The organism is Cytobacillus oceanisediminis (assembly GCF_007830235.1).
GTDB classification, from domain to species: domain Bacteria; phylum Bacillota; class Bacilli; order Bacillales; family Cytobacillaceae; genus Cytobacillus; species Cytobacillus oceanisediminis.
This window is the reverse complement of sequence record NZ_VLKI01000001.1, coordinates 328,271-341,549: the sequence shown is the minus strand read 5'-3', so window position 1 is coordinate 341,549 and position 13,279 is coordinate 328,271. Positions and strand designations below refer to the sequence as shown.

General features: G+C 41.4%; 7 protein-coding genes. All 7 read left to right on the top strand.

Going from position 1 to position 13,279, the window contains the following annotated elements; translation table 11 throughout:
* The first annotated feature begins 18 nt into the window (after window positions 1–18).
* The 7 genes from IQ19_RS01585 (at window position 19) to IQ19_RS01555 (ending at window position 13,276) form a co-directional block, all read left to right on the top strand.
* Window positions 19–1,656, top strand: coding sequence for an ABC transporter substrate-binding protein (locus IQ19_RS01585; protein WP_242020856.1), 1,638 nt, complete (start codon window positions 19–21; stop codon window positions 1,654–1,656).
* A 71-nt stretch (window positions 1,657–1,727) separates the two neighbouring features.
* Window positions 1,728–2,705 carry a PfkB family carbohydrate kinase gene (locus tag IQ19_RS28325; RefSeq protein ID WP_242020855.1) on the top strand — a complete coding sequence of 326 codons (978 nt, stop codon included), beginning with the start codon at window positions 1,728–1,730 and terminating at the stop codon, window positions 2,703–2,705.
* Window positions 2,706–4,199: a glycoside hydrolase family 32 protein gene (locus IQ19_RS28320; RefSeq protein WP_242020854.1), complete on the top strand. Its 1,494-nt coding sequence runs from the start codon at window positions 2,706–2,708 to the stop codon at window positions 4,197–4,199.
* Between the two features lie 32 nt (window positions 4,200–4,231).
* Window positions 4,232–4,849 carry a YesL family protein gene (locus IQ19_RS01575; RefSeq protein WP_144539233.1) on the top strand — a complete coding sequence of 206 codons (618 nt, stop codon included), beginning with the start codon at window positions 4,232–4,234 and terminating at the stop codon, window positions 4,847–4,849.
* Between the two features lie 90 nt (window positions 4,850–4,939).
* Complete coding sequence (locus tag IQ19_RS28315) at window positions 4,940–10,306, top strand: GH32 C-terminal domain-containing protein (RefSeq protein ID WP_242020853.1); 5,367 nt, start codon at window positions 4,940–4,942, stop codon at window positions 10,304–10,306.
* 485 nt (window positions 10,307–10,791) lie between these two features.
* Window positions 10,792–11,997, top strand: coding sequence for a hypothetical protein (locus tag IQ19_RS01560; protein ID WP_144539232.1), 1,206 nt, complete (start codon window positions 10,792–10,794; stop codon window positions 11,995–11,997).
* A gap of 16 nt (window positions 11,998–12,013) precedes the next feature.
* Complete coding sequence (locus tag IQ19_RS01555; RefSeq protein ID WP_144539230.1) at window positions 12,014–13,276, top strand: Zn-dependent hydrolase; 1,263 nt, start codon at window positions 12,014–12,016, stop codon at window positions 13,274–13,276.
* Window positions 13,277–13,279: the final 3 nt, after the last annotated feature.

Below are 13,279 nucleotides of genomic sequence, written 5' to 3'. Positions count from 1 at the left end.
AAACGAGGAGGAAAATCAATGCTTAAATCGATGAAGAAAAGAATGAAGAGTAACAAAAAGAAAGTTTCCATGGCATTGGTATTAGGGTTAAGTGCTTCATTAGCAATGACAGGATGCTCTAACAACGACTCCGCTAAGACAGATCCAGCAGAAAAGGCTGTCTTTAATGAAACAGGCTTACCGGTTGTCGACAAAGAAGTTACGTTACACATTGTTTCACCAAAGGCACCTTTAGCACCTGACTATTCAGAAATGGTCATTTTTGACCGACTTCAAGAAGCAACGAACGTAAAAATAAAATGGAATAATATCCCTGGCGATGGATATCAAGAAAAGAAAAATTTAATGCTGGCAAGCGGTGATCTGCCAGATGCCTTTTATGCCTCTGGATTTAGTGATCATGACCTTGTTCAATATGGCCAAAACGGAACCATTATACCTTTAGAGGAGTTAATTGACGAATATGCTCCTAATTTAAAGAAGCTGTTCGAACAAAGACCCGATTTAAAAAAAGTGGTAACCGCACCTGATGGTCATATTTATTCCTTGCCACGTGCTGAAGAAATGGATCTTATCGGAATGCCTAACATTATGTTCATTAATAAAACATGGTTAGAAAAACTAGGCCTTGAAATGCCAACCAACTTAGAAGAATACCATGATGTGCTAAAAGCATTTAAGGAAAAAGATCCGAATGGAAATGGAAAGCAAGATGAAATTGGCCTGACTTTCTGGTATAACGGCTGGTGCGGGAATGAAGGGGATTTAATCGGATTATTTGGCCTGCCGGATGCACCATTTGAAGCGGATCACCGCGTCGTGAGAGATGGAAAAGTAATCTATGCAGCGGTTCAGCCAGAATTTAAAGAAGCGATTAAGTATTATAACGGATGGGTGAAAGAAGGTTTAATTGACCCTGAGGTTGTAACTCAAAAGACGGAGCAGCTATTTGCTAAAGGGAAAACACAGGATCCAACCCTAGGCTCATTCATTTGGTGGGAAAATACGGAAGTAGTTGGTGCTGATCGAGTGAAAGACTACGTCGTTATGCCTCCTTTAAAAGGGAAGGATGGCAATATCGTCATTGGACGTTCCAATTACTCTGAATATGGAAGAGATGCTTTTGTCATTACTTCGACGAACAAAAATCCTGAGATTACGATGCGCTGGGTTGACCAATTGTATGAGCCAAAAATGTCTGCGCAAATTAACTGGGGACCAATCGGTGAAATTTACGAGGAAGATGCCAATGGCATGTTAGTGAATAAAGAGCTTCCTGCTGGCGTGGCTATGGGTGAATTGCGTCAAAAGGTTGCTCCAGGCGGTCCGTTTGCCGTTCTAAAAGAACACTTTGGAAAAGTGGTAGATATGGAGCCAAGAGCGAAGGAAAGATTGCAAATACTTGATCAGTATTACAAACCGCATATGGTACAGGAAAATTACCCATCCATCTTCTTTAGTCCTGAAGAACTGGAAGTGATTAATACGATTGAGCCTGAAATTAAAGCATTTGTGAAACAGAAAGAAGCGCAATGGTTGGTCGAGGGCGGTATTGAAAAAGAATGGGATGCGTATGTGAAGCAATTGAATGATATGGGACTCGATAAATTAATGAAAGTTTACCAAAAAGGATTGGACCGCTATAACAAGCAATAATCCTGATAAAATGCCAGACCTCCCTAGTTGTCTGGCTTTTCTTTGAAAAAATAAAAAATGGGATGATGTACATGTATGATGTCACGGCTTTAGGTGAAGTATTAATTGATTTTACCCCCTCCGGTCATTCGGAAAAGGGGCATGTATTATTTGAGACCAACCCTGGCGGGGCACCGGCCAATGTCCTTGCGGCACTCTCCAGATTAAATAAGAAAACGGCGTTTATTGGAAAAGTGGGCCAGGATCAATTTGGCCATCTGCTCAAGTGTGTCCTGGAAGACCAAAAGATTGATAATAGCAATCTTTTATTCTCGGAAACTGTCAATACCACACTGGCTTTTGTTCATCTGGATGAAAAAGGGGATCGTTCCTTTAGTTTTTACCGGAATCCAGGAGCTGATATCATGCTGGAGAAAGATGAAATTGATGAGGAGACAATTCAACAATCCCGAATCTTTCATTTCGGTTCCTTATCATTAACGAATGAACCTGCAGCTGCTGCTACTTTTACTGCATTGGAATATGCACAAAAACACAAGGTGACAGTTTCCTATGATCCTAATTTGCGAATTCCTTTATGGCGGTCACATGATGAAGCGAAACGGCAGATTTTAAAGGGATTTGAATATGCAGATATAGTGAAAATATCAGAGGAAGAGCTGGAATTTTTAACTGGTTATTGTGATGTTGCAAAAGGAACGGAAGTTTTACAGGAACAATATGGCACAGCTGTTATATTTGTAACTCTAGGCCCAGAAGGCTGTTTTTATCGAAGCAAACACGTATCTGGCCAAAAAGAAGGATACGAAGTAAACGTTGTTGATACAACAGGAGCAGGGGATGCTTTTGTTGGCGGTGTGTTATATCAATTCCTTGAAATAAATAAACCATTAGATCATTTAACGGTAGCAGACTTTGAAGAAATGGTTACTTTCGCTAACTTAATGGGGGCACTAACGACAGAAGGAAAAGGTGGAATTCCAAGTATTCCAACAATCGATCAGGTTGAAAGGTTTTTAAAAAGAATTCCTGAGAAAGGAAGAACGTAAATGAATAACGTTTTGGAAAAACAACAGTATTATACTGAAAAATACAGACCCCAGTTCCACTTCACTCCAGAAAGAAACTGGATGAATGACCCGAATGGGATGGTGTTTTATAAAGGAGAATATCATTTATTTTATCAATATCATCCCAATGGAACAACATGGGGTCCGATGCATTGGGGACATGCGGTAAGTAAAGATCTTGTTCATTGGGAGCATCTCCCGATTGCTTTAGCTCCGGATGAGCATGGGACGATTTTTTCTGGTAGCGCTGTGGTAGATTGGAACGATACTAGCGGTTTCTTTGATGGAAAATCGGGGTTAGTGGCGATTTTTACCCATGCGGATACATACCCTGATTCAAATCGGCCACGACAAAGGCAGAGTCTTGCCTATAGCAAAGACAATGGACGCTCATGGGTAAAATATGGGGGAAACCCTGTTCTTCAAGAAGAAAGTATTACAGATTTTCGTGATCCAAAAGTGTTCTGGCATCGTGAGACCAATCAATGGGTCATGGTATTAGCCGCTGGCCAAACGGTTAGAATGTATTCTTCCCAAAATTTAATTTCATGGGAGTTTGCCAGTGAGTTTGGAGCAGGACATGGCTCCCATCAGGGGGTTTGGGAGTGTCCCGACTTGTTTGAATTACCTGTTGATGGTGATTCCAATCAGAAAAAATGGGTGCTATTTGTCAGCATCGGCAATGATCCAAAATATAAAGAAGGATCGAGAACGCAATATTTTATTGGCGATTTTGATGGGAAAACATTTTTCAATCATCACAAGCCGGAAACGACTCTGTGGATTGACCACGGCCGCGATAATTATGCGGGGGTCAGCTGGTCAGATGTTCCGGCTGGGGACGGAAGAAGGATCTATATTGGCTGGATGAGTAACTGGCGTTATGCCAATGTCACCCCTACAAAAGAATGGCGAAGTGCAATGACGATTCCCAGAGTACTAGAGTTAAAGAAAACAGAGGAAGGGATTAGGCTCGTACAAAAGCCGATTCGTGAATTACAAAGTCTTCGCCATGATAAGGCAGTGCTAGAAAACGAAGTAGTAGGACCGGAGCAAAATCTTTTGGCAAATATAAAAAGCAATACATTCGAAATCATTGCCAAGTTTGAAATTGGATCGGCCGAAGAATTTGGATTGAAGGTTTGCAAGGGTACCAATGATGAAACGATTATTGGATATAACCCGGTAAACCAAACCTTATTTGTAGATCGAACCCATTCGGGAGAGGCGGTTTTCCATGAGGACTTCGCCGGGAAACATGAGACCATTCTGCTGCCAGAGAATCATCAGATCACCTTACATGTTTTAGTGGATCAGTCGTCTGTAGAATTGTTCGGGAACGGTGGTGTGTCGGTAATTACAGACTTAATCTTCCCAAATCAAGATAGTAAGCAAATCGAGCTTTATGCAAAAAATGGAAAGGTTAAATTGGAATCGTTAGAGCTCTACACGTTAAAATCTGTGTGGAGATAAGGTAGTGAAAAGGTGACAGGGGGAATGACAGGATGAACAGTTTAAACAATAGATTATATTCTGCATTAAATGCGATCGTAGATTTAGTTCTGCTAAATTTGCTATGGGTAATAACCATGCTCCCCCTGGTTACCTTTTTTCCTGCAACAGCAGCCATGTTTGGTGTTGTCCGTTACCGAATCTTACAAAAGGAAACGGACGGTATTTTAAAGAGCTTTTTGAAAATGTTTAAGGAGAATTTTAAACAAAGCTTCGTTATCTCTATTATGTGGTCCGTACTGGCAATTTTCTTATATTTTGATTATAGGATTATCGATCCAAGCAGTTCTGTTCGCCAGCTTATTCTGTATATCATTTTAGTCGTTGGCTTTTTGTTGTTTAGTTCCATCTCTATTTATCTTTTTCCGATTATGGTCCATTTCGAACTAAGCTGGAAGAACGTGATTCGAAATGCCTTTCTTTTTTCACTTATGAACCCGGTTTTAACTGTTTTATTATTGATCATTGTTGGAGCAGAGACAGCTCTGTTCTATTTTTATCCAGTTACCATTTTATTCATTGGAAGTTTCACAGCCTATGCGATTTATTACTTATGTCAAATGTGGTTTAACCAGCTGCTTAAATATGAAAGGAACGAATTGGGGCGTTGAATCTATCATTATTAGCCTCAACTCTTATCAGTTTATTTGTAAGCACTTTCTCTGAAGAAAGTGACAATTAAATGTTGGAGGGTGACAGGGTTGAAGCAAAAGGTAAAAAATCGAGGATTATCGATTGTGGTCATTTTTTCCTTAATGATTTCGATGTTTATTCCCACTGTTTCTAGTAAAGCTGAAACGGGTGAGACATCCATTTTATCTGATGTTAGTGAAAATGAACCTTTTCGATCGAAATTCCACTTTTCTCCGGAAAAAAACTGGATGAATGATCCCAATGGCATGGTGTATTACGATGGGGAGTATCATCTGTTTTATCAGCATAATCCCACTGAACCAAAGTGGGGGCCGATGTATTGGGGACATGCGGTAAGTAAAGACTTGGTCAATTGGGAACACTTGCCGATTGCTCTCTATCCGGATGAAATAGGCTTTATCTGGTCTGGAAGTGCCGTTATTGATTGGAACAATACGACCGGGTTTGGAAAGGATTCGAAACCGCCGATGGTTGCAGTTTTTACGCAAGAAAAAGGCGGTCATCAAGTTCAAAGTTTGGCGTATAGTAACGATAATGGCCGTACTTGGACAAAGTATGGAGGAAATCCGGTTATCCCGATGCCAGATGGGGTTGATGTTTTCCGGGACCCGAAGGTGTTTTGGCATGAGGAAACAAAGACGTGGATCATGGTTATTTCAGCCGGTGACCGCATTTATTTTTATAACTCCCCAGATTTAAAAGCCTGGACGAAAGTAAGTGAATTTGGAAACCATGACGGCTCCCATGCGGGAACATGGGAATGTCCGGATTTATTTGCCCTTCCGGTTGATGGAGATCCAACAAAGAAAAAGTGGGTATTGGCTGTCAGTATCAGTGAAGGGGCCCCTGCCGGCGGTTCAGGGATGCAGTATTTTATTGGTGATTTTGATGGGAAGACTTTCACCAATGCCAATGATCCGAGTAAAGTCCTATGGGCCGATTATGGCACTGATTTTTATGCAGCTGTTTCATGGAGTGATGTTCCTGATGGACGCCGTATATGGCTTGGGTGGATGAATAACTGGAAATATGGGCAGGACATTCCAACATCCTCATACAGAGGAACGATGTCGATTCCGCGTGAACTTACCTTATCAACGGTTGAGGGTGAAGGGATTCGTCTTAAACAAAAACCTGTAATGGACCTGGCAAGTCTTAGGGGTACTCCGCAAGTTATGGAAAATAAAGTGATCACTCCTGGAGAAAATGTATTATCGAAAGTGACTGGAGATGCCTATGAAATTATCGCTGAATTTGATTTGAATTCAACGACGGTAACCGAGTTTGGTTTTAACATTCGAAAAGGGGAAACCGGGGAAACAAAGGTTGGTTATGATATAGGCAATAATAAATTGTTTGTTGACCGTTCCGATGCGGGTGAATCCAGTTTCAACGGCAACTTTGCTGCCAAACATGAAGCGCCGTTAACAGCTATTGATCAAACCGTTAAAATCCATTTAATTGTTGACCGGGGATCTGTTGAAGTATTTGGCAATGACGGCCATGTGGTGATGACGGATCAATTCTTCCCTGATCCTAAAAATCAATCTCTTGAACTTTACACAACTGGTGGGGAAGTTTCCCTAAAATCATTAACGGTATACGATTTGAAAAACGCCTCTTTTGTTTCAGAAATTGACCAGATTATCGTTGATGGAGACAGTCTGCCAAATGAAATGGAAAATCCAGATTTTGAGACTGGCGATTTAACAGGATGGACGGAAACGGGTTCAGCATTTGATAATCCAGTATCTAATGTTACAAGCTTCTGGGGAGGTCCTTTTCAGCAACAAGGAACCTACCATGTTTGGGGATTTGCCGGGGCAGCGAATGAGGCAAACTCTGATTTTCGTACAGGTGTCATGAAATCTTCTGTATTCAAGCTAGGCGGAAATGGAATGATTGATTTCCTTGTTGGCGGGGGGCAGGATATAAACAAGCTATATGTTGCCTTAGTCCGGGCGTCTGATGGCAAAGAGCTTTTTAAAGCAACTGGATCCAATACTGAAGCCTATCGAAGAGTCAGTTGGGATGCATCGGAATATCGCGGGGAAGCAATGTATATAAAAATAGCAGACTATCATTCTGGAGGATTTGGGCACATTAATGTGGATGATTTTCATGTTTTAAATAATGACCCAATAATAACCGATACGATTCAAAATCCAGATTTTGAGACTGGTGATTTAACAGGGTGGACCATTGTTGAAGGAGATGCTTTCACAAATCAAGATGTCACAGCTGATAAAGATTGGGGCTGGGGCGGACCGTTTAACCATGTGAACAACTATCACTTGTGGGGTACAAAGGATGGAGGAGATGGGCAAACGGGCGTACTTAAATCCGCCAACTTCAAACTTTCGGGAACTGGTGAAATCAATTTCCTTATTGGCGGTGGAAATGATATTAATAACTTATATGTCGCCTTAGTTAGAGCTTCAGATGATAAAGAACTAATGAAAGCAACGAACACCAATTGGAATGATAGTGAAGCATACACCCGGATCAAGTGGGATGCAGCGAGTTACTTGGGAGAAGAAGTCTATATTAAAGTGGTTGATCATTCAACAGGCGAATGGGGTCATATAAACGTGGATGATTTCCATGTGAAAAATTCAGGTTTAATAGCAAGCTGGCCGTTGGATGAAGGCAGTGGAACAAAAACAAAAGACCTGGTAAGAGGAATGGAAGACCCTATTTCTTATGTGTTTACGAATGCTCAATACAAGCCATCGACGGATCCTTTATGGAGGGATGGGATTCGAAACAAGGCTTTACTGTTCGATGGGTATTCTACATGGATTACTAGGCCATCTGATCAGGTCATTAAGCCAACAGATGCTCTAACGATAGAAGCATGGGTTGCTCCAAGATCTTATGAATGGGGCGATCTTGGCCAATTGTCCGCTATCGTAAATCAACACAATAAATCCGCAAGTGAAGGCTATATTCTTGGCATGGGACGACACGGGAAGTGGTCATTCCAAGCAAGCATAAACGGTGAATGGAAGGAAGTCTGGGGCGCCGATAACAAACCCCTTGAAAAAAATACATGGTCATATATTGTTGCCACATTTGATAAGGCAGAGCAAAAAATGAAACTCTATTTAAATGGCGAATTGGTCGGGGAGACGGTCACACCAAAAGGGTCGATCATCCCATCATCGAGTGACTTATTAATAGGAAAACATAATAGTGCTGCCATAATAAACGGAGCTTTCACGGCCAATATGTTTAACGGTATGATTGACGAATTAAAGATGTATAACCAACCTTTGTCAGGAGAAAAAATTAAAGAAAATTATGACTCCTATTTACGTAATTTTAAGAGTCATCAACTTCCAATACCTGATTTAGCTCCGGATCGGAGCAGATATGATGGGGACCGGTACCGCCCGCAATATCACTTCATTGCACCAGAGCATTGGATGAACGAGCCTCATGCGCCGTTCTACAATAATGGGAAATATCATCTATTCTATCAAAATAATCCTCAAGGGCCATACTGGCATCAAATTCATTGGGGGCATGCTGTAAGTGATGATATGGTCCATTGGGAGGATGCTCCAATAGCACTGTCACCTGATGGAAATTCCATTGCGCCGGATGGTGTTTGGTCTGGGGGATCAACGGTTGATGCTGAAGGAAATCCAGTATTACTTTTTACAGCTGGGGATGATAAGAAGTTTCCGAATCAAATGACAGGTCTTGCGACTAGTAAGGATCCTGAAGACCCGGAATTGAAAGAATGGCTGGTGTATGACAAGCCAGTTACTGTACAAGAACCAAATCTGCAGGCAGAAGAAGGCGAGGTATGGTACGGCCAATTCCGTGATCCATATGTTTGGAAAGATGGAGATACATGGTACCAGCTCGTTGGATCAGGTATTAAAGGAGCAGGGGGAACTGCACTTCTCTATACCTCTAAAGACCTGAAAAATTGGGAATACAAAAAGCCGCTGCTGGTTGGCAATTATGAACAATTTCCGAAAACAGGCCAAGTTTGGGAGCTGCCAGTCTTTCTGCCATTAGGTAAGGATGCAAAAGGTGTTGAAAAATATGTTTTCTTTATTAATCCATGGTTCGATGGATATAGTCCGCACAATGTGAAATATGTATGGTATTGGATTGGAACATGGGATAAAGAAAAACTAGAGTTTGTTCCTGACCATTCGGACCCAAAACAATTTGATTACGGGGAACACTTTACAGGACCAAGCGGGATGGTTGATGGAAAAGGACGCTCTATTCTCTTTAGTATTGCCCAGGACCGCCGGATGGAGCAACAGCATTATGATGCTGGCTGGGCTCATAATGCAGGGCTGCCGCTTGAGCTTTCATTAAATTCAGAAGGCGGATTAGGAATTAAACCTATATCTGAATTAAAATCCTTAAGGAAGAAGGAACTTGTTTCGATTAAGAATATGAAAACGGATAAAGCCAATCCATTATTAAAGAACGTTAAAGGCGATCAGTTGGAAATTCAATTGGAAATCAAACCAGCCTCTGCTAAACAAGTGGGCCTAAAGCTTAGAAAGTCATCCGATGGAAAGGAAGAAACGTTACTATTCTATGATGTTAAAAACCAAGCACTTAATATTGATAGAAACAAGTCAAGTCTTGATCCGGATATTCAAAAAGGTGTACAGGGCGGAGAGCTTAAGATAGGAAAACAGAATCTCAAGCTTCATATTTATCTGGATCGGTCGATGATTGAAGCCTATGCAAATGGTGAAAAAAGCATCACATCCCGTGTATATCCAACACTTTCCGATGCACTGGGCCTTGAGTTATGGAGTAGTGGCGGAAAGGCTAAAGTGGTATCGATGAAGGTATGGGAACTTGGTTCGGCATACGGAGAAACGGTTCCAGCCTATTGGCCAGATTCGAATGATGGCGGAAATCCTGTACCGGAAAGTACAGAATTATCTAACCATGATTTCCAAACAGGGGATTTAACAGGATGGAATGTTGTAGAAGGAAATGCATTTAGTGATGAACACGTAACCAAGAAGGACGATTGGGGATGGGGCGGTCCCTTTAACCAAGCATCAGACCAATTAGATCCTGAACGATACCATTTATGGGGTTTTAATGGCGAAAATGGCGGGGATTCACTGACAGGAGTCTTAAAATCTGAGAACTTTGTGTTAGGCGGAAACGGAAAAATTGATTTCCTTATCGGTGGTGGAGCTAATATCGACAGGCTTTATATTGCATTGGTAAGAGCTTCGGACGGCAAAGAGTTAATAAAGGAAACAGGCGGAAACTTTGAAGCCTATCGAAGGGTTTACTGGGATGTTTCGGATTATATTGGTGAAGAGTTATACATTAAGGTTGTCGACTTTGAAACTGGCGGATGGGGACATATTAATATTGATGATGTAAATGTACCTGTGGCCATAAAAAGATAAAATCTTATCTTAATAGATAGGATCAAATAGTCTAGAATAATCATAATAAATCAAATTATACAGGATTGTAACTGACTGGCAGGCAAGACCTAAAATGAGTTAAGGACAGAATGTACCTTTGTGTGCAAATCCTTCCCATTTTAGGTCTTTTTTTGTTCCCTGGAAAAGGAGTTTAACTACTTTAAAAACAACAGGCACAATGTCTACGGGGGAGATTGCTTTGTATAAATAGTTGAGGGTATCCAATCTTTTGAGATACTTTTTTTGCTCTCCCTTTCTCAAAAATATTTTAAAATAATATATTTACTTTCTCATATTTTTTCGAACTGGAAGATAAAGGTTGGAAACTGCAGTGAAAGCGTTTACTCGAAAATTGTCAATAATTTTAATTGACTGAAAAGTATAATTATATTATTATTCTTGTAACATATATTTTTTAGCAACTCGAATGAATATTTATTCATCTAAGAAGGGGATGGGACAGTATGTCACAGATGTTAGCTTTAGTTATTCTTATGCTTATTCTATTTATAGGAGATTTGGTTGCCGTTCGGACAAAGGCATGGGTGCCGTCCATTTTCATCTGTGCAGCTCTATTCCTCGCAGGGTACTGGACATTTTTTCCGCAGGATATTGTAGCCGTAGCAGGGATACCGTCAGTTGTGGCTGTGATGATGATGTACTTATTAATTACTAATATGGGAACGTTGTTATCGATTAAGGAATTAAAAAACCAGTGGAAGACCATTGTCATTGCTTTGTCAGGGATTTTAGGAATTATCGCAATATTATTGGGAATCGGATCCTTTATTTTTGGATTTAAGACGGTGGTCGTGGCAATTCCTCCTTTAGTTGGCGGTGTTGTATCTGCCTTGATTATGTCTGAAGGAGCGAAAGAAGCGGGTCTTGCTTCCTTATCTGTCTTTGCAATCGTCATTTATGTTATGCAGGGATTTGCAGGCTATCCGCTCACATCGCTGGCTTTGAAAAAAGAAGGAAAGCGCCTATTGAGCCAATACCGCAGCGGTCAGCTTATTTTTAAAGAACAGGAAGAAGCAGCAGCTGAGGTAGCCGCTGCATCAGCAGCAGCAAATAGTGAGCTAAAGCTCTTTAAAAAGATGCCAGAGAAATATAATACAGATTTTTTCAAGTTTTTTAGGCTATCATTAGTATCGTACCTTGCTTACCTGACATCGACTCTTTTAGCACCAATTGTCAGCGTTAGTCCATTTGTTCTCTGCCTATTGTTCGGGGTAATTGCCACAAGTATAGGCTTTCTTGAAAAGCAGGCTTTACAAAAAGCAAATGGTTTCGGTTTTGCCATCATGGCGCTGATGCTCTTTATCTTTGACGGCTTAAAGCAGGCTACGCCAAGCATGATGATGGAAATTATTTTTCCGCTTGCAGGTACCATTGTATTAGGTGTAATCGGGATGTATATCTTCTCATTCATCGCAGGAAAGATTTTAAAAATGAGTAAAGAAATGGCGTTCGCTGTTTCGTTAACAGCTTTATATGGATTCCCAGCTGACTACATTATTACGAATGAAGTGATTAAATCCTTAACAGAAGATGAAAAAGAAAGAGAGATGCTGACTAGTCACATGCTGCCACCTATGCTTGTCGGCGGATTCATTACGGTTACCATGGTGTCGGTTGTATTGGCAGGGATTTTTGTCGGACTCTTGTAAGAAAGGATTGGATAGAATGAATGAAGTTCAAACAGGGAAAAACGTGAATTTCGAAAAAGTACAGGCTCGAATAGAAAGCCACATTGATACCTTAGGCACCTATACCCTGACTCCTGGCAAAGGCACAACCCGGCTAACTTATAGTCAGGAGGATCTGCTTGCACGGCAGTATATTAAAGCAAAAATGAAGGAAGTGGGCTTGGCCGTTCGGGAGGATGGATTAGGCAATATTTTTGGAAGACTTGAAGGATCACAAAAAGGTGCGCCAAGTGTTCTCATAGGCTCTCACTTTGACTCTGTCCCAAATGGGGGATCCTATGATGGTCCTGCGGGAGTAGTAGCAGGACTTGAGGTAGCGGCCCTCTTTGTGGAAAATGGATTAACACCGAAATACCCACTGGAGGTTATTGCTCTTGTAGAAGAAGAAGGCTCCAGATTTGGCGGGGGCTTAATGGGGTCACGCGGAATGGTCGGGTTGCTTGGTGAGGAAGACTTCAAAACATTAAAAGACAAAGATGGCATTACTACAGTGGAAGCCATGGAGAAAATTGGGCTCGATCCATCTCTGCCGAAAAAAAGAGATCCCAAGACGGTAAAGGCTTACCTGGAATTGCACATTGAACAAGGTCCAATCTTAGAAGAGAAAGGTATTACGATCGGGGTAGTCGAAGCGATTGTCGGTTTAACTCAGTTAGATGTAACAGTAAAAGGACAGGCTGGCCACGCAGGGACCACTCCAATGGACAGGAGGGCGGATGCGCTGGTTGTGGCTGCCAAGATGATTGCCCAATTTCCAGAGCTGGCTGCAGCCGTTGGGGACGGAACAGTTATTACAACTGGGCAATTACAGGTTTACCCGAATGGATCCAATGTAATTCCGGATCAAACGGTATTTTCTGTAGACATTCGGTCAGGCAAGGAAGAACATGTCCAGAATGTGATTCAAAAAGTAAAAGAATTAGCAGATTCCTATCGTGAGAGTGGAATTGATATTATCGTTGAACAACCTTTATATGTTCAGCCGAAAGCAATGGATAAAGAGATTGTAAGACTATTGAAGGAAAAAAGCAGTGAACTGGGTTTCCCTTCCTGTTCCATTAATAGCGGTGCAGGCCACGATGCAATGGTTTTTGCTGATTTCACAGATGTAGGGATGCTGTTTATTCCAAGCAAAAATGGTCTGAGCCATTGTCCGGAAGAGTGGTCTGATTCCCTGCATATCGCCGAAGCTGTAAAGATCTTGTTTGAGGCAGCAATAGAGCTAACGGAGGCGGAATAAGTC